This window comes from Catellatospora tritici (assembly GCF_019083965.1).
GTDB lineage: Bacteria > Actinomycetota > Actinomycetes > Mycobacteriales > Micromonosporaceae > Catellatospora > Catellatospora tritici.
In genome coordinates, this window is the sequence record NZ_JAHRCY010000034.1 from 33,477 (window position 1) to 53,274 (window position 19,798).

Consider the following 19,798-nt stretch of genomic DNA (forward strand, 5'->3'; position numbering starts at 1 on the left):
TCCACATCGGATAACACTTCGGTTGCTTTAGATAGTTAAGTTTACTAAACTGCCGTGAAGCTCGGGACGAGCCGCTTCCTCATCCCGGACAACCTTTCCCGACCGGATCTCCGAAGGGGACAGACATGTCCGAATCGTCCCAACAGCGGGTACGCCGCGGCCGCTTGGCCGCCGCCGCTGTCGCCCTGCTGACCGCAGCCGCGGGCGCCACCGCCGCGCTGCTCCCGGCCACCAGCGCCAACGCCGTCACCCTGCCGAACAACTTCAAGAGCATTGGCTACATGCCCTCCTGGGCGGGCAGCGTCGGCAGCGTGCAGTACGGCAAGCTCACCCACATCAACTACGCGTTCGTGCTGCCGAACAGCAACGGCACGCTCGGGGCCGTCGACAACACCGCCAAGCTGTCGTCGCTGGTCTCCACGGCCCACGCCAACGGCGTCAAGGTCTCCATCTCCATCGGCGGCTGGAACGACGGCAACGACTCGGCGTTCGAGTCGCTGGCCGCCAGCAGCGGTGGCCGCACCACGTTCACCAACAGCGTCATGAGCCTGATCAACCAGTACGGGCTCGACGGCGCCGACATCGACTGGGAGTACCCGGACCCGGGCACCTCCGGCAGCAACTACGCCCTGCTGATGCAGCAGCTGTCGACCACCCTGCACAACAACGGCAAGCTGCTGACCGCCGCCGTCGTCTCCGAGGGCAACACCGCCAACGGCGTGCCCACCTCGGTCTTCGGCTACGTCGACTGGCTCAACATCATGGCGTACGACGGCGGCAGCCCGCACGCCAACTACAACTGGTCCATCAACGCGGTCAACTTCTGGAAGGGCCGCGGCCTGCCAGCGAGCAAGGCGATCCTGGGCGTGCCGTTCTACAGCCGTCCGACCTACTACACCTACTCGCAGCTGGTCGCGATGGACCCGGCCAACGCCAACCGGGACTGCACCACCGTCAACGGGTCGCAGGAGTGCTACAACGGCATCCCGACGATCAAGGCCAAGACCCAGTGGGCCATGGCCAACGCGGGCGGCATGATGAACTGGGAGCTGTCGCAGGACACCACCGGTTCGACCTCGCTGGTCAGCGCGATCTACGACACCGTCATGGGCGGTAGCACCCCGCCGTCCAGCCCGCCGCCCGGCGGCCGCACTGGCCGGATCACCGGCATCGGCGGCAAGTGCGTGGACGTGGCCGCGGCCAGTTCGACCAACGGCACCGCGGTGCAGCTGTACACCTGCAACGGCACCAACGCGCAGACCTGGACCGTCGGCACCGACGGCACCATCCGCGCGCTGGGCAAGTGCCTGGACGTCACCGGCGGTGCCACCGCCGACGGCACCAAGATCCAGATCTGGGACTGCACGGCGAGCAACGCCAACCAGCAGTGGACCTACAACTCCTCCACCCAGCGTCTGACCAACCCCAAGTCCGGCAAGTGCCTCGACGCCACCGGCCAGTCCTCCGCCGACGGCACCCGCCTGCAGATCTGGACCTGCAACACCCAGGCCAACCAGAAGTGGATCCTCCCCTGACCAAGGGTTGACCCGTCAGGGCCAGACCCGTTTCAGGGCCAGACCCCGTCGATCATGAACCTATGGCCGGAAGGTGGGGAGTCCCTTGGCGCGCCGCTTGAGTGGCGGCGTGCCGGGACGAGCCACCTTCCGAGGCTCGACGGCGTGTCGCGGCCACCGGTTCTTGATCGACGGAAAGGCGGTGCCGCGCCGATCAGGGCGGCGCGGCACCGCCACCACCACTCCCGGGCATCATGAACGGTGACACGGGAGGAGTGTGGCCGATGATCGGCACGTTGCGGGCGGTGGTGCTCGACGCACCCGACATCCGGCGGCTCGCCTCGTTCTACGCCGCCCTGTGCGGGTGGACCGAGCTGTACGCCGACGACGACTGGATCGCGATGCGAGCCCCGGACGGCTGGCGCGTCGCCTTCCAGCTCAGCCCCGACCACGTCCCGCCGCGATGGCCCGACCCGGCCCACCCGCAGCAGGCGCACCTCGACCTGCGCGTGCCCGACCTCGACGCCGCCTCGGCGCAGGCCGTCGCACTGGGCGCCGAGCCGCTGCGTGAGAACGAGACCTGGCACACCCTGGCCGACCCGGCCGGGCACCCGTTCGACCTGTGCCTGTTCCCGGAGAACCCGCAGCCCACGCTCATGGGCCTGATGCTGGACTGCCCCGACGCCAAGCAGCTGAGCACGTTCTACGCCGAGCTGCTCGGCAAGCCCGTCACCTACGCGGGCGAGGGCATGGCGATGATCGGCGAGGACGGGGCGCAGCCGCTGATGTTCCAGCAGGTGACCGAGTACCGCGCACCGCGCTGGCCCGACCCCGCCCAGCCGCAGCAGTTCCACCTCGACGTCACCGTCGACGACGTCGAGGCGGCCGAGGCGGCGGTGCTGAAGCTCGGCGCCACCTCGCTGTTCATCGGCGGGGAGAACTGGCGGGTCTACGCCGACCCGGCGGGCAAACCGTTCTGCCTCTGCTGGAACCAGACCGGTTCCCCGGTCTGATCCGTGCGGCCACGAACCGTACGACTGTCGACCGAACTGGAGCCGGACCTGGGCATGTTCGGTGAAGGATCCTTGGTGCCCCAACGCGTCCCGGATCCGCGCCGACAACTCCTCGCGGCGTTGCGGTGACGGCAACTGGTGTGGACCACGCGCCGAACCACGGCGCGGCGCCGTACTCCTCGAAAGGCCTAGGCCGAGCGCAGGGTGAGCAGGGTGATCTCGCTCGGGGCGAACACCCGCAGCGGCGGGCCCCAGAAGCCGGTGCCGCGGCTGGTGTAGAGCTGGGTCCGCTCGCCGTGCCGGGTCAGACCCTGCACCGTGGGCTGGTCGACGCGCACCAGGTAGTGGAACGGCCAGATCTGGCCGCCGTGCGTGTGCCCGGAGATCTGCAGGTCCACCCCCGCGGCCACGGCCGCGCCGATCTGCTGCGGCTGGTGGGCCAGCAGCAGCACGGGCAGATCGGCGCCGGTTCCCGCCAGCGCCGCGTCCAGGTCGGCCTGGTGCCCGGGTCGGCCCGAGGACTTGGCGGTACGGTCGTCGACGCCCGCCACCACCAGCGTGTCCCCACCCCGGCGCACCAGCACGTGCCGGTTGTGCAACGGCTCCCAGCCGAGCTCCCGCATGTGGTCCAGCCAGTTCTGCGCGTCGCCCATGTACTCGTGGTTGCCGGTCACATAGACCCGGGCGTCGCGGGCCCGGATGTCGGCCAGCGGGGCCGCCTGGGCCCGCCGCTGGTCGACCGAGCCGTCGGCGATGTCGCCGGTGTGGCAGACGATGTCGGCGTCCAGGGTGTTGACGACCTCCGTGACGCCCTTGGACCAGCGCTCGCGGTCGATCGGGCCGTAGTGGGTGTCGGTCAGCAGGGCCACCTTCAGCCCGTCCAGCTCGCGACCCAGGCGCGGCAGCACCACCTCGACGCGGCGGACGCGGGGCACCCGCATCGCCTCGACGTACCCCCACCCGATCAGGACCGCGCTGACCAGCAGCGTGAACGCGGCGACGACGCGAGAGCGGGCCGGGTCGGCCACCCCGGCCACGGCCAGGCCGAGGCGCAGCACATTGCCGAGGATCGCCCAGACGAACAACACCCAGACGACGCCGAGTGTGGTGTCGGCGATCCGGGCGGCCCAGTCCACGCGGCGGCCGTGGCCGTAGAACATCAGCGCGGGGAACGAGAGCAGCGCCGCGCCGAACAGCACGGAACCGGCCGCCCCGACCGGGGACGGCCACTGGGCGGCCGAGCTCAGCAGCGTCCACCAGGGCACGCCGAACAGCAGGCCCAGCACCACGATCAGGGCGGAGATGAAGACCAGTGGACGGCCGACGCGGCGCGCCGGACGTACGGTGACGGTTTCGGTGGCGGACATCGCGCTCCTCGCGTGCAGTGGCCTACGGCCAAGCATGCCTCAGGAACGCTGAACATCACCTGAAGGTTTCCCGCAGTTTCGCCGTCAGTGTCCGGTCAGCTCGGCGACACAAGCCCCCTCCCGAGCCGAAAATCGGGTGATCGCCGCGGTGCGGGTCGCCTACGGTGGCCGCATGGGAACGGACTCCAGCGAGTGGGTGACCCTCTTCACCTTCGGCGACATCAAGGCTCGGACCTGGCACCGGGCCTGGGGGCGTTGACTGTACCGCTGGGGCATCGACTGGGACCCGTTCGTGACGGGCGAGATCGGGGTCAACCACTACACGGTCGGGCGGCCCGACGGCACTCGCGGCTGCTCCTGGGAGTGTCTGGTGCGGGCGAGCGCACTACGGCGGCTGGGCATCGAGCCACCCGAGATCCGGGAACTGGTCTGACCACCGTCGACGCGCAGGGACCTGGAATCGAGCCATTCGGCGGCCCGCCTCCGTATCTTCGTTCGGTCCACATGGCGCCATCGACACTCATGGCGCGAGGCCGTAGGCTCTCGCGCCATGAGTCTGTCGGTTGCCGCGCAGATCGCCGTCGCGATCGTCTGGCTGGGCCTGTACCTGGTGCTGTCGGTGCGCTACCAGCGCAGCTGGGATGGACGGATGCGGGCGGCGCTGGGCCGTCGCCTCGGCACGGGGGTCGGCTGGGGCCGGTCGGACGGCACCGGCGACCCGTTCACCGACGACAGCACCGCCGCGGCCCCGGTCTGGCGGGCTGAGGGCACCGGCTCGCTGGGACAGCAGTTGTGGCAGCACACGGTCGCGCGCACCGCCCAGGTCGCGGTGCTGGTCGGGCTCGGCGTGCTGCCTGCGGCGGCGCTGCTGGGATTGGAGTTCCTGCTGCGCTTCCACGGGCTGGTCGTCCTCGGCACCGCCCTGGCCGTGATCGCGATCTTCTCGCTGTTCTGGGTGGGCACCTACCGTCGCTCGTGAGGGGCGGTCAGCCTGGGACGGCGCCGCAGGTGATGTTGAGCGAGGTCGCGGTGATGCTGCGGGCGGCGTCCGAGGCGGCGAACACGGCCACGTTGCCGATGTCGGCGAGGCTGGCGGCTCGGCCGAGCATCGTCTTGGCCTCGATCGCGGCGGCGACGTCGTCGCGGCCGGGCATGCCCGCCGGGATCGACTCGGGCACCCCGGCGGTCTGCAGCGTGATCACGCGTACGCCACGCGGGCCGAGCTCGCAGGCCAGCGCCCGGCGCAGCGACTCCAGCCCACCGAAGGCGACCTGCATCCCGCCGAGGTTGGGCATCGGGTCGCCGTACCCGCCGAACAGCAGGATCGCGCCGGAGCGCTGCGCGGTCATGTGCCGGGCGGCGGCGCGGGCGGTGAGGAAGTTGCTGCGGATCGCGGTGCGGACCGGCTCCTCGAACTCGGCCAGGCTGATCTCGGTGAGCGGTTTGCCGAGCACCGCGCCGTGCGAGATCAGGTTGATGGTCACGTCGACGCTGCCGAAGGCCTCGGCCACGGCGTCGACATGGGCGGTGACCGTGGCCTCGTCGAGGGCGTCGACGACGGCGGGCTCGGCGGCGCCGCCGTCACCGCGGATCTTCTCGGCGACTCGGTCGAGCCGGGCCTGGGTGCGGCCGACCAGGTGCACGGTGGCGCCCTGGGCGGCGAAGGCTCGCGACACCGCGCCGCCGATGGCGCCGCCCGCGCCGTACACGATCGCGTTCTTGCCCTTGAGCAGCACCGCCGTACCTCCCGGTCCCCGGCGCCGCCCCGGCGCCCGCACGATCACCGTATGCCTGGGGCGGCGCCCGGCCCGCCCGGGGGCGGCCGGTTTGGGCGGATCGGCGGTCGGCGGACTTCACCGACGGGCAGACTCGCAGGTGGAGGGGGTGGTCGGGGTGACCCAGGAGGCGGCCGGCAGCGGCTCGATCGCGCAGGTCCAGGAGGGCATGCGGGTGTACGACAGCGCCGGTGCCGATCTCGGCGAGGTGGTCGAGGTGAAACTGGGCGACCCGCTGGCGGTGACCGAGGAGGGGCAGCTCATCGGCGAGCCGCGCGGCCTGCTCGGGGTGGTGCTCGACCCTGCCGCCAACGAGCCGCACGTGCCCGGCGAACTGGCCCAGGGACTGCTGCGCGAGGGGTACATCAAGATCCACCACGGCGGCCTGCGCCGCCACACCTGGTACGCCCCCGCCCGTGCCGTCTCCGCCGTCGACGGCGACACGGTCCGGCTGTCGGTGGCCAAGGACCGGCTGCTGCCCGAACAGTGAGCATCGAAGCTCCACGGCGGACACTCGCACCGATAGGGTGATCTCATGCGGGTACACGTGCGGGGTCTGGATTTCGAGGTGGCGGCGTCCGGTCCGGAGGACGGGCGGCCGGTGCTGCTGCTGCACGGCTTCCCGCAGCACTCGGGCGAGTGGGACGCGGTGGTGGCGCGGCTGACCGCGGCCGGGCTGCGCACGTACGCCCTGGACCAGCGCGGCTACAGCCCCGGTGCCCGGCCCGCCGAGGTCGAGTCGTACCGGGTGGACGAGATCGTCGCCGACGCGCTGGCGGTATTGGACGAACTCGGGGTGCCCTGGGCCGACGTGGTCGGCCACGATTGGGGCGCGGTGGTGGCCTGGTACCTGGCGGCCGGGCACCCGGGGCGGGTGCGCACGCTGACCGCGGTGTCGGTGCCGCATCCGGCGGCATACATCGCCGCGCTGGCGACCGACGCCGACCAGCAGGGGCGCTCGGCGTACATCCAGCTGTTCCGGCAGCCGGGAGTCGCCGAGGAGATGCTGCTCAGCGACGACGCGGAGCGGTTGCGGGCGGTGTTCGCGGGGTGCCCGCCCGAGTCGATCGAGTCGTACGTGGCCCCGATGCGGGAGCCCGGTGCGCTGACGGCGGCGCTGAACTGGTACCGCGCGGGCGCCTTCCATGACATGGGGCGGCTGGGCCCGGTGAGCGTGCCGACCACGTTCGTGTGGAGCGACGGCGACGTGGCGGTGGGCCGGGTCGCGGCGGAGGGCTGCGTCGAGCACGTCACCGGCGACTACCGGTTCGTGACCGTGCCCGGCGTGAGCCACTGGATCCCCGACCAGGCGCCCGACGCGGTCGCCGAGGCGATCCTGGCCCGCACGGCCGCGCAGTGAGCAGGTGACGGCGGTGCCGCCCGGAGGGTGACACCGCCGTACAGAATCAGCTCAGCGTCGACGCCTGCGGCAGCGGGCCGTCCGCCCACCGGGCGTTGATCAGCGCCGCGTAGCTGGTGACCCGGCCCTTGATCCGCGCAGCAGGCCGATTCTTACCGGCACTAGACCGGCCGGTGGCGCAGTCCGTCCATCAACAGGTCGAGCAGGCGCGAGGCCTGCGCGCGACGGCCTGGGTCGCCAGTCGCCAGCGACACCCCGCTCAAGCCGGTGAGCACGTCCTCGGCGGCGACGTCGCCGCGCAGCACCCCGTTGGCGGCGCCCGCGGCGACCAGGGTGTCGACCGCCCCGACCAGGCGGTCGCGGCTGTGCGCGAACGGGTTGCCACCCGAGGCGATGACGGCCTTGAGCACCTCGCCCATGCCACGTTTGGTGGTCATGTACTCCACGAACCGGTCCATCCAGACCCGCAGCGCACGGTCGGGCGGCATGCTCTGCAGCAGGTCGGTAACGCCATCGCAGAGCCGGTTGAGCTCGCTGCGGTAGGCGGCCTCGACCAGGGCCTCCCGGGTCGGGAAGTGGCGGTAGAGGGTGCCGATGCCGACTCCGGCCTCCTTGGCGATGGCGTCGAGGGTGGTCTCCGGTCCCTCCTGCGCGAACGCCCGTGCCGCGGCGTCGAGCAGGCGCTGGCGGTTGCGCTGCGCGTCGGCGCGCAGCGGACGGGTGCTGCCCGGCACATGCCCTCCTTCGGATACGGGTCCGGCGCGACGCCGGAGCGTTCATTGTCGAAGCGGCGGGCCCGGTTGCAAAACGGAGCAACCTCCGGTTACTGTCGAGCGTATCGGAGCTGCCTCCGCTTATAGCATCGTAACTGGTGGAGGCGCACGTACGAGTCAGGACGGAAGATCATGACTGAGCGAATCACCACGCCGTTCGCGGCGACCTCGACCGCGGCCGAGGTCGTCGCGGGCATCGACCTGACCGGGCGCCGGGCCGTGGTCACCGGCGGCGCCTCCGGCATCGGTGTCGAGACCGCGCGGGCGCTGGCCGGGGCGGGCGCGCAGGTGACCCTCGCCGTGCGCGACACCGCCGCCGGGGCGCGCACCGCCGAAGACATCACGGCGACCACCGGCAACAAGGACATCCACGTCGCGGCGTTGGACCTGGCCGACCTGGACACCGTCGCCGCGTTCGTCGCGGCCTGGGACGGGCCGCTGCACATCCTGGTCAACAACGCCGGGGTGATGGCCACTCCGCAGACCCGCACGCCGCGCGGCTGGGAACTGCAGTTCGCCACCAACCACCTCGGCCACTTCGCGCTGGCCACCGGCCTGCACCCGGCCCTGGCCGCCGCCGCCGACGCCCGCGTGGTGTCGGTCAGCTCCAGCGCGCACCTGCGCTCGCCCGTGGTGTTCGAGGACATCCACTTCCGCGAGCGCGAGTACGAGCCGTGGGCGGCGTACGGGCAATCCAAGACGGCCAACGTGCTGTTCGCCGTCGAAGCGCAGCGACGTTGGGCCGCCGACGGCATCACCGTCAACGCGCTGATGCCCGGGGCGATCCGGACCAACCTCCAGCGGTACGTCAGCGACGAGGAGCTGGAGCGGCTGCGCGTCGCCATGGGCAGCGCCAATGTGCTGTGGAAGTCGCCTGAGCAGGGTGCGGCCACCTCGGTGCTGGTCGCCACGGCGCCCTACCTGAGCGGGGTCGGCGGACGGTACTTCGAGGACTGCAACGAGGCCGGGCCGAACCAGCCGGGCACCCGCACCGGCGTGGCCGCGTACGCGCTGGACCTGGCGGCGGCCCAGCGGCTGTGGCAGGTGTCGGTGGACACCCTGGCCTCGGCCTGAGCACCACGCGGGTGGCAGCTGCCGTGGGCGGCGGCCACCCGCGCTCGCGTGTCAGCCGAGCCGCCCCCGGGTCGCCCGGGTGAGCTCACGCAGACCTTCGGCAAGGCCGGACCGCGTGCGCAGTGCGTCCTCGAATCTCACCCGCCACCTACCCGCCTCGACGTTGCACCGCTCGGCGCCGCCCGGGGCCAGCAGCCCGGCCCGGGTGGCCAGCAGGTCCTCCAGGTAGGACGGTCCGAGCAGCTCCGCGAGCCGGTCCCGGTACCCGGAGAACAGGGCCTCGTCGGCGGTGGACACGTCGGTCAGGACCGTGGCGGCGTCGAACGCGATCCTCGGCTGGTGCAGGACATCGGTGCGCATGATGACTCCCCCGTCGGAAGTGGTCCTCCGATGGTCGTGGACGACCGGGCGGCGCACAAGACCCGTGGATGTGCCAGGTCACCCCGCGGCGCGGTACGCCCGCCCGGCGGCCGTGGCCAGCGCCCCCGGCCGGTACAGGCCCGTGCCCTGGTTGCCCTCCTTCGGTGTCGGCAACGCGAACCAGGCATAGCGCTCCACGTAGGACAGGCTCTGCAGCATCGCGGTCGAGCGGGTCGCGAACGACGCCTGCTGCGCGTCGGTCGGGAACACCGCCCCGTTGGCACCCCACTTGATCAGGGCGTACTCGGTGAGCCAGATCGGCTTGTGATAGCGGTTCCATACCGCCTGCAGGTAGCCGCGCAGCTGGTCGACCGCGGCGGGCGAGAAGTCCGAGCCGTACCAGTGCAGGGCGATGAAGTCGACCCGGTAGCCGCGGTCGCGCGCTCCGCTGAGGAAGCGGTCCAGCCAGCCGCCCGGCCGGTCCGCTCCGACGGCCACCGCGGGGCTGCCCAGCCGCAGCCCGGTGGCCTGCAGCCGGGGCCAGAGCTCCAGGGCCCGCTCCACCGACATGTTGGACTGGCTGGCGAAGTCGGGCTCGTTGAAGCCCAGCAGCTCTCGGCCGTTGGCCTTGGCGCGGGCCAGCTCCCCGTCGTTTACCGAGTTCGCACCCCAGATCATCGGCACGAACGCGGCCGAGTTGCCCGCACCCCGGGTCGGACCGGATGCCCAGTTGTAGTACCAGGACGCGCCCACGTCCTTCAGCGCCGCGCCCAGGCCCGAGAACTCCCACACGCTGACGCCCTTCTTCGCCGAGCGGCGGCCCGCACCGCCACCGGTCGTGGTCGACGCGGCGGGGCTCGGCTTGCGCGAGGGCGACGCGGACGGCGCCACGGACAGGGACGGCGTCGGTGCCGACCCGGGCACGGCGGCGCTCGCGGACTCCGACGGCGCCGCGACTTCGGCGATCCGGTCGGCCGGTGCGCCTGGGCGGGTCAGCGTCCACACCGTGGCGACGAGCACGACCAGTAGCAGCAGCAGCAACGCGGGCCACCAGCGGCGCAGCGGGCTGCGACGGGCGTGGCGACCGGGGCGGGGTGGCGGGGTCTGCTCCACGAGCCGTCACCCTAGTCGGGCACGCGGCCCGGCGCCCGGCCGCGGCCACCCCTCGGGACCGCCCGCAGCCGTGGTCGCAAACGCGAGAAGCAATTTCCAGTCGGTCGTACGTGGCGACTACAGTGATCGCTCACCGGCCTAACCGGGGGTAGTAGTGATCGAGTTCGCCGTTCTCGGACCGTTGACCATCAAGTTGGATGGCCGGCCCGTGACCCTGGCGACCCCGAAACTGCGCCAACTGCTGGTGATGCTCCTCGCCGCGGCGGGGCGTCCGGTCGCCGCCGACGTGCTCGCGCACTGCCTGTGGGGCGCCCGTCCGCCCAAGACCGCCCGCAAGTCGCTGATGGTGTACGTCTCCCGCCTGCGCACCCAACTGGGCAAGACCGACCGGATCGAGTTCGGCCCGGCCGGATACACCATCACGCTGCTGCCCGGCGAGCTCGACGCCCAGGTGTTCGAGCAGCTGCTGGCCGACGCCGAGACGGCCCGCGCCGCCGGGGACCCGCAGCGGGCCACCGCGCTGCTGCGCCAGGCCCTGGAACTGTGGCGCGGCGACGCCTACTTCGACGCCCCCGACGGCACCCGCACCGAGCACGACCGGCTCGAGGAGCTGCGGCTCACCGCGTTCGAGGACCTGATCGACGCCGAACTGGCCGCCGGGCGGCACACCGGCGTCATCACCGAGCTGACCGCGGCGATCACGGCACACCCGTACCGGGAGCGGCCGCGCGGGCAGCTCATGCTCGCGCTGTACCGCAGCGGCCGCCAGGCCGAGGCCCTGGCGGTGTACCGCGACGCCCACGAGCGTTTCACCGAGGACCTGGGCCTGGCGCCGCTGCCCCCGCTGCAGCAGCTCCAGCAGCAGATCCTGCACGCCGACCCGGCCCTGGACCCGCCCGCCGCGCCGGCCGCGCCGCGATTTCGGTTCCTGCCCCGCAACATCCCCGACTTCACCGGCCGCGACCGTGACCTGCGGTGGCTCGACGACGTCGCCCAGGAGCCGGGCAACACCGCCGTGATCACGGCGATCGCCGGGACCGCCGGGGTGGGCAAGACGGCGCTGGCGGTCCGCTGGGCGCACGGCGCCGCGGGCCGGTTCCCGGACGGGCAGCTGTACCTCAACCTGCGCGGTTACGACCGCGACCGCCCGCTGCGGCCCATCGACGCGGTGACCCACCTGCTGCTGTGCCTGGACGTGCCCGCCGACGCGATCCCGGTCGCGCTCGACGACGCGGTGGCGCGCTTTCGCGACACCGTCGCGGGCAAGCGCATGCTGATCGTGCTCGACAACGCCAGCACCGCCAAGCAGGTGCGGCCGCTGCTGCCCGGTGAGCCCGGCTGCCTGGTCGTGGTGACCAGCCGCGACCGTCTGTCCGGCCTGGTCGCCCACGACGGCGCGCAGCGGCTCACACTGGGACTGCTGCCGCCGGAGGAGTCGGTCGAGCTGCTGCGCCGGGTGCTGGGCAAGGAGCGCGTCGACGCCGACCTGGCGCACATGCGGGAGCTGGCCGACCTGTGCGCGCATCTGCCGCTGGCGCTGCGCATCGCCGCCGCCCAACTGGCCGATCAGCCCGACCTGGACACCGCCTCCTACGTCGCCGCGCTGCGCGCCCGCAGCCGGGTCGCCGCGCTCGCCCTCGACGACGACGAGGACCTGGCCGTGCGGTCCGTGCTCGACCAGTCGTGCCACGCCCTGTCCCCCGCCGACCAGGCCGGATTCCGGTTGCTCGGGGTGTTTCCCGGCGTCGACGTCACCGCCGACACCGTCGCGGCGCTGGCCGGGGCCGATCTCGACACGGCCGCGCGGCTGCTGGAGCGGCTGGCCGCCGGGCATCTGCTCGACGAGCATGCCCCGGGTCGGTTCACCTGGCACGACCTGATCGGCGACTACGCCCGCACCGCGCTGGACGAGCTCGCCGAGGATACCGGCGCGCCGCTGCGACGGCTGCTGGCCGACTACACCCGCCGCGCCGAGACCGCCAACGAGCAGCTGCTGTCCGGACACGACGATGTCGCCGCGCGGGCGCGGGCGTGGCTGGAGCAGGAGCGGCGCAACCTGGTCGAGTGCGTGGCCCGCGCGGCCGAACTGGGCTGGGGTGAGGCGGCGGCCCGGCTGGCGGTGCCGCTGTGGCGGTTCCTGCACTTCGCCGGGCACACCACCGACTGGATCGCGATGTTCGAGCGGGCCGTGGCCGCCGGCGACGGCATCGACGAGGGCCTGCAGGCCTCGGTGCTCAACGGGCTGGGCGGGGCGTACATCAAGGCGGGGCGATACGACGAGGCGATCGCCATCCACGAGCGCTGCGTCGGGGTGCGTAGCGCGCTGGGTGACCACGCGGGCGTGGCCCGGTCGTACGCCAACCTGGCCCTGTCCTACGAACACCAGGGCCGCTACGACGACGCGCTGGTCCAGGTGCGGCTGGGCCTGGACGCGGCCCGCCGGGCCGGGGACCGGGCGTTCACGGCGGCCATGCTCAGCGGCAGCCTGCCCACGCTGTACCTGCACAACGGCCAGGTCGAGCAGGCGCGGGAGATCCTGCGGACGCACCTGGCGGAGATCCGGGCCGACGGCAGCGACCTCGACGTCGCCCGCGCGCTGCACAACCTGGCCGAGGGCCACTGCCGCGCGGGCGAGCCGGAGCTGGCCATGCCGCTGCTGACCGAGGCGCGCGAGATCGCCGAGCGGACCGGCGACCGGCACCAGGTGATGGCGGCGGCGTGGATCCTGGGCAACGTCATGCGCGACACCGGCCGCCCCCACGAGGCCGTCGACCTGATCGAGCAGGCGCTGGCCGAGATCAGCTCGTCCGGGTCGCGGGGCGAGGAGGTCGAGGTCCGCAACGACCTGGCCAAGTCGTACGCGCAGGCCGGTGCCGCCGACCAGGCGGTGGCCGAGTATCGGCGCAGCGTGGCGCTCGCCCGCGAGATCGGCACCCGGCACTTCGAGGCGACCGCGCACGCGGGGCTGGCCCGGCTGCTGCGCTCGGACGAACCGGGTGCGGCAGCCGACCACCTGGTGGCCGCGCTGCGGATCCTCGACCAGGTCAACCCGGCCGAGGCGGCCCGGCTCCGCGCCGAACTCGGCTGACGCACGAGTCCGGCGCGCGCCCGGTCAGAGCGTGCGTGACAGGCGGTCGGCCAGGCGGCGGGCGAACCCGGCCGGGTCGTCGAGTTCGCCGCCCTCGGCCAGCAGCGCCATCGCGTAGAGGAACTCGGCGGTCTCGGCCAGCGCGTCGTCGTCGCCCCGTTCGGCGTGGGCGGCGCGCAGCTTCTCCACCAACTGGTGCTGCGGGTTCAGCTCCAGGATGCGTTTGGTCTTCGGCACGTCCTGGCCCATCGCCCGGTAGAGGCGCTCCAGCGCGGGCGGGGCGTCGAACGCGTCGGACACCAGGCAGGCCGCCGAGGTGGTCAACCGCGAGCTCAGCCGCACCTCCTTGACCTTCTCCGTCAGCCTGGTGCCCATCCAGCCCAGCAGCTCGGTGAACGTCTCGGTGGCGGGCTCGGCGTCGCGCTCGGACTTCAGGTCGGCCTCGCCCCGGCTGGCCGAGGTGAAGGACTTGCCGTCGAAGTCGCCGACCATGTCGACCCACATCGCGTCGACCGGGTCGTGCAGCAGCAGCACCTCGATGCCGTTGGCGGCGAACGCCTCCAGGTGCGGCGAGTTCTCCAGGGTCGAGCGCTGCTCACCGACCAGGTAGAAGATCTCGGTCTGGTCGGGCTTCATGCGCTCGACGTACTCGCGCAGGGTGGTCGGCCGGGCCGGGTCGTGCGTGGACGTCAGCTGAACCACGTCGAGGATCGCCGCCTGGTTGTCCGGGTCGTTGACCAGGCCCTCCTTGACCGCCTGGCCGAACTCGCGCCAGAATCCCGCGTACCGCTCCGGGTCCTTGGCCAGCATGTCCTTGAGCGTGCCGAGCACCTTGCGGACCAGGCGCTTACGGATCGTCTGGATCTGCCGGTCCTGCTGGAGGATCTCCCGGGAGACGTTGAGCGACAGGTCGGCGGCGTCGACCACGCCCTTGACGAAGCGCAGGTACTCCGGCAGCAGCGCCTCGCAGTCGTCCATGATGAACACGCGCCGGATGTAGAGCTGCACCCCGCGCCGGGTGCCCCGGGTGAACAGGTCGTACGGGGCGCGGGCGGGCAGGAACAGCAGCGCGTCGAAGGTCAGCGTGCCCTCGGCCCGCAGGTGGATCGTCTCCAGCGGGTCGGTCCAGTCGTGGCTGACGTGCCGGTAGAACTCGGTGTACTCCTCAGGCTTGATCTCGGCGGCGGGCCGGGACCACAGGGCCTTCATCGAGTTGAGGGTCTCGGGCTCCTCGGCCTCCGGGGCGAGCATCCGGATCGGCCAGGAGATGAAGTCGGAGTAGCGCTTGACGATGCGCCGCAGCACGGCCGGATCGGCGTAGTCGAAAAGGTGGTTGTCCTCGTCGGCCGGCTTCAGGTGCAGCGTGACGGCGGTGCCGGGGGGCGCGTCCGCGACGGTGGACACCTCGTAGGTGTCCGCACCGGCCGACTCCCACCGGGTGCCCTCGGTCTGGCCCGCGCGGCGGGTCACCAGGACGACCCGGTCGGCGACCATGAAGCTGGAGTAGAACCCGACGCCGAACTTGCCGATGAGTTCGGCGGTGCCGTCCTGCTTGGCCTGCTGCCACCGGCTGACGAACTCGGCCGTGCCGGACCGGGCGATCGTGCCGATCAGCTCGACGACCTGGTCACGCGTCATGCCGATGCCGTTGTCGCGGACGGTCAGGGTGCGCTGCTCGCGGTCGACCGTGAGCTCGATGTGCAGGTCGCTGGTGTCGGCGTCGAGGTCCTTGTCGACCAGCGACTCCAGCCGCAGTTTGTCGAGGGCGTCCGAGGCGTTGGAGACGAGCTCACGCAGGAAGACGTCCTTGTTCGAGTAGATGGAATGGATCATCAGCTGGAGCAGCTGCTGCGCCTCCGCCTGGAACTCGAACGTTTCGACCTGACCCACGGGCACATCCCCCTTCTGCGTTAGCACTCACCCTGTCGGAGTGCCAATGCAGATTTAGCATCAGCCGACCCGCTGAGGCAACTCGGGGTGCTCCGCACGTGACCCGGCGTCAGCCCAGGAACTCCCCCACCGCCGCCAGGAACGCCGCCGGGTCGTCGCGACGCAGGCAGTGCCCGGCATCCAGATACCGCGCCGTCACCCGGCCGTCGGTGGCCGCCACGCACGCGGCGACGTCTTCGCCGGTCAGCAGCGCACCGCGGGCGGGGTCGCCGTGCAGCAGCAGTGCCGGGCACCACGTGCGGGCGAGCAGATCCGGCAGCGCGACGCCGCGCTCGAACGGCAGTCCACAGAAGCGGATGTCGAACTCGGCTTTGCTACGCGACCAGGTGTCGAACTCCGTCGACGGCCACGCCGGGTTCTCCGCCCGGCCCCGGGCCATCCGCCCGGCGTGGTCGAGCGCCTTCAGCTCGACGATCCACTGGGGCGGCTCGGCGATCACGGCCGGCTCCCAGATCGCGGGCGGATCCTCCAGGACCAGGGTGCGCACCAGGTCGGGGCGGTCCCCGGCCAACGCGGCGGCGGTGACCGCGCCCATCGAGTGACCGATCACGGTCAGCCCCGACAGCCCGAGCGCGTCGAGCACCAGCGCCACGTCGGCGGCATGACGGTGCGGGCCGGTCGGCTCGTCAGGCAGGCCGGAGGCGCCGTGGCCGCGCGCATCCACCGCGATCGCGGGGGTTTTCGCGGTCAGCCCGGCCGCGACCGGCTCCCAGCAGTCGGCCGAGTCCGTGAACCCGTGCAGCAGCACGACGCTGGGCTCGACGGTGTCCGGCTGGGCGCCGAAGCGGCGCCACGAGAGGTGAGCGGTACGCACCCGGCGACCATACCGGTCGACGGCGGGGACCGCCGCCCCGAAAGTGGCCTGGCCGGGTTCGGTCAGGGGCGGGCGAACACGTCCAGCACGCCCGCGACGCGCAGGATCCGCTCGACCATGCCCCGTGCGCCGTCGAGGTACAGCCCGACCCCGGCCGACATGGCGTGGCGACGGGCCATGACCAGGGCGCGGATGCCGGTGGAGTCGATGAAGTCGAGGCCGCTCAGATCCACCTCGACCGCACCGTCGGCGGCGCAGTCGTCGACAGCGCTGGTGAGCCACTGCTGGACGAGGTCCGCGCTGGCGAGGTCGACCTCACCGGAGATCGAGACGCGGACGCCGCCCTCCAGCGGCGTGACGGTGTGCGACGCACGGGGACGGGATCCAGCAGCCATACCGCACAGTCGACCACATCGACCGCCGGGCAGCCACCCCCGGGGGGTGTCCTGTCCGGCGGTCGGGCGTCAGCGGCGGGCGCGGGGGCGGCGCGCCACCAGGTATCCCCCGGCGGCGACCACGAGCAAGCCCGCGATCAGCCAGTACGGCCACGAGGTCCCGCCGCTGTCCGGCGCCGCCGCCGACGCCCCGGTCGGCGCGGCCGCCGCGCTCGGGCCGGACTGGCCCAGCAGGGTCGGGTCGGGCTGGTTGGTCGGCGGCTGCCAGTCGGACGGGGCCGCCGAGACCGGTCCCTGGTAGTCGAAGCGGATCTCCCCGGACACCTTGTCGCCGTCGGAGGCGAGGCTGATGAACTTGATCGTGTACACGCCCTGCTGGGGCCAGTGCGACACCGGCACCACGGTCGGGAACCCGGTGCGGTACTCCTGCGGCTCCCACTTGCCGTCGCGCAGGGTCAGTTCCGTCACCGGCTTGTCGAGCGGCTTGGGCTCGCCGCCGGACCAGCCGTGGTCGACGCGGGTGCCGTCGGGCGCGGTCACCGAGAAGAATGCGTTGGAGGCCGCCCGCTCGGTGAAGTAGAGGGTGACCCGGTCACGGGCATCGGTGACCGTGGTCTTGTCGGCCGGGTCGGAGAAGGCGAGCTGACCGTGCGCGCGGGCGGGGGACGGCAGCGCGATGGCCAGCGCCGTGGCCAGAGCCACGACGGCGATCTTACGAAACATGCCCATGAAGCTAAGCCATCACGGCCGTACGTACCATCGGTTGCCGACGATGGCTGACAGACCGGCCCTTTACCATGCGAACCATGTACTTCGTGTACCGGTCGCACTACGAGGGACCGCTCAGCCGCCGGGTGCGCCGCCTGCCCGATGCGAGCGTGCTCGACTGGTTCCGCCGGTGCTGGGACACCGACAGCCCCACCGAACTGGTCGAACGGGAACTGGGCGGTCCGGTGTACGGCCTGGCGTCCATCTTCGAGGCCGCTCGGGCCCACGCGCTGCCCGCGCCGCGGACGTGGCGCGAGCTGTTCCAGCTACTGGACAAGTACCTCTACATCGAGGGCGACATGCCGCAGAGCCTGCAGTTCGACGGGCACGCGCTGCGGGTCAAGACCGACGATGACGAGGTCGACCTCGCGTACTTCCTCCTGGCCGACACGGCGTTGGCGGCCGCGCCGGACCGGTTCGCGTTCGTGCTGCGCGACCAGTGGCCGCTGCCGGGCGACGCGACCGGGTCGGGTGGCTTCGCCGCCACCGGCATACCGGTGCGGGTCGCCGCGCAGCCCGGGGACGGTCCGGGCACCGTGTACGCCGTCTTGCTCACCTTCCGCGACGGCTCCTCGTTCGAGTGCCCGCCACCGCTGGCCTTCCCCGGCGTACGCCTGCCCGGCTTCGCCGCGCACCTGCGCGAGCTGAGCCCGCCACTGACGGGCTGGCCACCCGAACTGCTGGTGCTGCGCGCCCTGTCCGCCCCGGGCGAGGACGAGTTGGAGCCCGCGCTGCGGCGCTGCAACGAGTGGCCGGGCTTCGACCTCAACCGGCGCCCGTGGCCGCGCCTGCCCGACGAACACCGGGTGGCCCACCCCATGGCACTCGACCTCGCCACCCACGCGGGGCCGCTGACCGCCGGGCGCGAACCGGAGCTGTCCCTGCTGCGCACCGATCCGCACCTGGCCCAGCTGTCCATGCACGTGAGCGAGACGTTCGGGCACCAGCAGTGGTTCCTGTTCGACGACGTGTGGGCGGCCACCCACCCCGACCTGGCCGGTTCACTGCTGCGGTACGCCGCGCACTGGGACCCGCTGCACGAGTTCCGGCCCGAGGCTCAACGTCCCTGACGCGGGCGGCCTGAGGCTCTGCCCAGGCTGATGCGCCCGGTCCTGGTCAGGACCGGGCGCGCGGGTGGGCACGGTCAGAGCGACGTGGTGGCGACCTTCTCGACCAGGCTGCGGTAGGCGTCCTTCATCGGCAGCTCGCGCTCGACCGTGATACGCCGCCGCTGCGCGGTGACCTCGACGCCGCAGACGGGGTCGAAGCCGGGACAGTCGTGGAGCTCCCACCACAGCCCGATGCCACGGCGCTGCCAGGCGGGCAGTTCGTTGAAGTTGATCCCGTGGCGGAACAGCAGCTCGTTCTTGTCCGCCGTGCCGGCGCCGGCGAGGGCGCGGGTAGCCTGCTGACGGGTCTGACCGGCGTTACGCAGCGTCCAGTAGCACCAGCCGTTCAACGCGCAACGGGTGGCATCGGTCTGCCGCCAGGAGAAGTAGTCGACCACGTCGCCGACGGTGACACCCAGCCAGAGCCGGGAGTCGAAGTGGGCGGGCTCGCCGACGGCCTGGGTGAACACCGCGCTGGCGATACCGGCCGAGATCGAGACGAGCTTCTCCACGCTGCGGCCGAACAGGTCGAACCCCGGTGGCAGGAGCAGGGAGATCTCGTCGCTCTCGGTGTAGGCGTACCTGGCGCCCAGGTCGACCATCAGGGCCTGGGCCGTGGTGACCATCAGGTCGGAGAAGCGCGGGTCGAACGGCTTGTCGAAACGCTGCTCGGTGAAACCGGAGAAGCTTCTCCCGTCCAGCCGCAGCACCGTCCAGGCACCGGGCAGCACGGTGAGCGAGTGGAAGTACTCGCGTGCCCGCTGGGCTGCCTCGAACTCGTCGGCGTCCACCGGTTCAGTCCTCCTCGATGGGGTCGACCAGGAACCCGCCGACGCCGTCGAACCTGACCGCGAACAGGCCATCGAACCCGTCGGCCAGGCGTGGTCGGCGCAGGCGCTTGAAGGTCGTGTACATCCCGACGTCCGGCACCCGGGTCCGGTCGTCACGGGCGGCGTTGCGGGCGAGCGACGCCTCCCGGTCGAGCGGGAACCAGTAGCCGACGACTGCTGCTCCATGCTCGCGCGCGGCCCCGATCAGCGGATGCCACTCCTGCGCGGACGGGTTGGTGTTGTCCACCACGACGCTTCGCCCCTGCGCGAGCGCCTCGCCGATCAGCCGCAGCTGCCTACGCTGCCGGTTGCGGGCGTTCGGGAAGGCGTCCTTGCTGACCACCGTGTGGCTGTCGGCCAGTCGCAGTCGGCAGAACGTGCTCTTGCCGGACGCCTGGGCCCCTACCAGGATGGCCAACCGGAGCTCCGACACGCCGGACAGTGTGCCCGATCGTCATGCCCACGACCAGTGGGTATCGCCACGGCCTCGACCGC

General features: G+C 72.0%; 20 protein-coding genes. 9 read left to right on the forward strand and 11 right to left on the reverse strand.

Annotated features, from left to right (window positions below):
• Positions 1-125: 125 nt before the first annotated feature.
• The gene (locus KUA19_RS39465; RefSeq protein WP_217404668.1) at positions 126-1,535 is read left to right on the forward strand and encodes a glycosyl hydrolase family 18 protein; all 1,410 of its coding nucleotides are present in this window, start codon (positions 126-128) and stop codon (positions 1,533-1,535) included.
• A 263-nt stretch (positions 1,536-1,798) separates the two neighbouring features.
• Positions 1,799-2,527: a VOC family protein gene (locus tag KUA19_RS39470; protein ID WP_217404669.1), complete on the forward strand. Its 729-nt coding sequence runs from the start codon at positions 1,799-1,801 to the stop codon at positions 2,525-2,527.
• A 188-nt stretch (positions 2,528-2,715) separates the two neighbouring features.
• Here KUA19_RS39470 and KUA19_RS39475 read toward each other — a convergent pair whose 3' ends face one another.
• A complete protein-coding gene (locus tag KUA19_RS39475) occupies positions 2,716-3,894 on the reverse strand; it encodes a metallophosphoesterase (RefSeq protein ID WP_217404670.1) in 1,179 nt (392 codons plus the stop codon).
• 292 nt (positions 3,895-4,186) lie between these two features.
• Between KUA19_RS39475 and KUA19_RS39480 the strand changes: the two genes are divergently transcribed.
• The gene (locus KUA19_RS39480) at positions 4,187-4,327 is read left to right on the forward strand and encodes a hypothetical protein (RefSeq protein ID WP_217404671.1); all 141 of its coding nucleotides are present in this window, start codon (positions 4,187-4,189) and stop codon (positions 4,325-4,327) included.
• 117 nt (positions 4,328-4,444) lie between these two features.
• Complete coding sequence (locus KUA19_RS39485) at positions 4,445-4,873, forward strand: hypothetical protein (protein WP_217404673.1); 429 nt, start codon at positions 4,445-4,447, stop codon at positions 4,871-4,873.
• Between the two features lie 7 nt (positions 4,874-4,880).
• On the opposite strand, the gene KUA19_RS39490 is transcribed toward KUA19_RS39485, so the two are convergent.
• The gene (locus KUA19_RS39490; RefSeq protein ID WP_308167908.1) at positions 4,881-5,672 is read right to left on the reverse strand and encodes an SDR family NAD(P)-dependent oxidoreductase; all 792 of its coding nucleotides are present in this window, start codon (positions 5,670-5,672) and stop codon (positions 4,881-4,883) included.
• Positions 5,673-5,787: 115 nt separating this feature from the next.
• On the opposite strand from KUA19_RS39490, the gene KUA19_RS39495 reads away from it, so the two are divergent.
• Positions 5,788-6,159, forward strand: a complete 372-nt coding sequence (locus tag KUA19_RS39495; RefSeq protein ID WP_217404675.1) for a hypothetical protein — start codon at positions 5,788-5,790, stop codon at positions 6,157-6,159.
• Between the two features lie 45 nt (positions 6,160-6,204).
• Positions 6,205-7,029, forward strand: a complete 825-nt coding sequence (locus KUA19_RS39500; protein ID WP_217404684.1) for an alpha/beta fold hydrolase — start codon at positions 6,205-6,207, stop codon at positions 7,027-7,029.
• A gap of 161 nt (positions 7,030-7,190) precedes the next feature.
• Here KUA19_RS39500 and KUA19_RS39505 read toward each other — a convergent pair whose 3' ends face one another.
• A complete protein-coding gene (locus KUA19_RS39505) occupies positions 7,191-7,763 on the reverse strand; it encodes a TetR/AcrR family transcriptional regulator (RefSeq protein ID WP_308167909.1) in 573 nt (190 codons plus the stop codon).
• Between the two features lie 171 nt (positions 7,764-7,934).
• Between KUA19_RS39505 and KUA19_RS39510 the strand changes: the two genes are divergently transcribed.
• A complete protein-coding gene (locus tag KUA19_RS39510; protein WP_217404686.1) occupies positions 7,935-8,876 on the forward strand; it encodes an SDR family NAD(P)-dependent oxidoreductase in 942 nt (313 codons plus the stop codon).
• Positions 8,877-8,927: 51 nt separating this feature from the next.
• Here the strand turns inward: KUA19_RS39510 and KUA19_RS39515 are convergent, their stop codons facing one another.
• Together KUA19_RS39515 and KUA19_RS39520 are read right to left on the reverse strand one after the other, a co-directional pair.
• A complete protein-coding gene (locus tag KUA19_RS39515; protein ID WP_217404688.1) occupies positions 8,928-9,236 on the reverse strand; it encodes a hypothetical protein in 309 nt (102 codons plus the stop codon).
• Between the two features lie 78 nt (positions 9,237-9,314).
• Entirely contained in the window at positions 9,315-10,349 is a 1,035-nt protein-coding gene (locus KUA19_RS39520; RefSeq protein WP_217404690.1) for a glycoside hydrolase family protein, read from the reverse strand.
• Positions 10,350-10,557: 208 nt separating this feature from the next.
• Here KUA19_RS39520 and KUA19_RS39525 point away from each other — a divergent pair, with 208 nt between their 5' ends.
• Positions 10,558-13,437 carry an AfsR/SARP family transcriptional regulator gene (locus KUA19_RS39525; protein WP_217404692.1) on the forward strand — a complete coding sequence of 960 codons (2,880 nt, stop codon included), beginning with the start codon at positions 10,558-10,560 and terminating at the stop codon, positions 13,435-13,437.
• Between the two features lie 24 nt (positions 13,438-13,461).
• On the opposite strand, the gene htpG is transcribed toward KUA19_RS39525, so the two are convergent.
• From htpG to KUA19_RS39545, 4 genes are all read right to left on the reverse strand, one after another.
• Positions 13,462-15,327 (reverse strand): molecular chaperone HtpG, encoded by a 1,866-nt coding sequence (gene htpG / locus KUA19_RS39530; RefSeq protein WP_308167910.1) that lies wholly within the window; start codon positions 15,325-15,327, stop codon positions 13,462-13,464.
• A gap of 109 nt (positions 15,328-15,436) precedes the next feature.
• Positions 15,437-16,201 carry an alpha/beta fold hydrolase gene (locus KUA19_RS39535; RefSeq protein ID WP_217404694.1) on the reverse strand — a complete coding sequence of 255 codons (765 nt, stop codon included), beginning with the start codon at positions 16,199-16,201 and terminating at the stop codon, positions 15,437-15,439.
• A 62-nt stretch (positions 16,202-16,263) separates the two neighbouring features.
• On the reverse strand, positions 16,264-16,596 hold the full coding sequence (locus KUA19_RS39540; protein ID WP_217404696.1) for an STAS domain-containing protein: 333 nt from the start codon (positions 16,594-16,596) through the stop codon (positions 16,264-16,266).
• 69 nt (positions 16,597-16,665) lie between these two features.
• The gene (locus KUA19_RS39545) at positions 16,666-17,319 is read right to left on the reverse strand and encodes a copper resistance CopC family protein (protein WP_217404698.1); all 654 of its coding nucleotides are present in this window, start codon (positions 17,317-17,319) and stop codon (positions 16,666-16,668) included.
• An 83-nt stretch (positions 17,320-17,402) separates the two neighbouring features.
• Between KUA19_RS39545 and KUA19_RS39550 the strand changes: the two genes are divergently transcribed.
• The gene (locus tag KUA19_RS39550; RefSeq protein ID WP_217404700.1) at positions 17,403-18,434 is read left to right on the forward strand and encodes a hypothetical protein; all 1,032 of its coding nucleotides are present in this window, start codon (positions 17,403-17,405) and stop codon (positions 18,432-18,434) included.
• A 74-nt stretch (positions 18,435-18,508) separates the two neighbouring features.
• Here KUA19_RS39550 and KUA19_RS39555 read toward each other — a convergent pair whose 3' ends face one another.
• Positions 18,509-19,264 carry a tRNA(His) guanylyltransferase Thg1 family protein gene (locus KUA19_RS39555; protein ID WP_217404702.1) on the reverse strand — a complete coding sequence of 252 codons (756 nt, stop codon included), beginning with the start codon at positions 19,262-19,264 and terminating at the stop codon, positions 18,509-18,511.
• 4 nt (positions 19,265-19,268) lie between these two features.
• Positions 19,269-19,736 (reverse strand): AAA family ATPase, encoded by a 468-nt coding sequence (locus KUA19_RS39560; RefSeq protein WP_217404704.1) that lies wholly within the window; start codon positions 19,734-19,736, stop codon positions 19,269-19,271.
• Between the last annotated feature and the right edge of the window lie 62 nt (positions 19,737-19,798).

Coding starts and splice junctions, on each gene's coding strand:
- KUA19_RS39500 (WP_217404684.1), top strand. CDS start 6,205: ATGCGGGTACACGTGCGGGGTCTGGATTTCGAGGTGGCGGCGTCCGGT.
- KUA19_RS39470 (WP_217404669.1), top strand. CDS start 1,799: ATGATCGGCACGTTGCGGGCGGTGGTGCTCGACGCACCCGACATCCGG.
- KUA19_RS39515 (WP_217404688.1), bottom strand. CDS start 9,236: ATGCGCACCGATGTCCTGCACCAGCCGAGGATCGCGTTCGACGCCGCC.
- KUA19_RS39510 (WP_217404686.1), top strand. CDS start 7,935: ATGACTGAGCGAATCACCACGCCGTTCGCGGCGACCTCGACCGCGGCC.
- KUA19_RS39475 (WP_217404670.1), bottom strand. CDS start 3,894: ATGTCCGCCACCGAAACCGTCACCGTACGTCCGGCGCGCCGCGTCGGC.
- KUA19_RS39465 (WP_217404668.1), top strand. CDS start 126: ATGTCCGAATCGTCCCAACAGCGGGTACGCCGCGGCCGCTTGGCCGCC.
- KUA19_RS39545 (WP_217404698.1), bottom strand. CDS start 17,319: ATGTTTCGTAAGATCGCCGTCGTGGCTCTGGCCACGGCGCTGGCCATC.
- KUA19_RS39485 (WP_217404673.1), top strand. CDS start 4,445: ATGAGTCTGTCGGTTGCCGCGCAGATCGCCGTCGCGATCGTCTGGCTG.
- KUA19_RS39540 (WP_217404696.1), bottom strand. CDS start 16,596: ATGGCTGCTGGATCCCGTCCCCGTGCGTCGCACACCGTCACGCCGCTG.
- KUA19_RS39550 (WP_217404700.1), top strand. CDS start 17,403: ATGTACTTCGTGTACCGGTCGCACTACGAGGGACCGCTCAGCCGCCGG.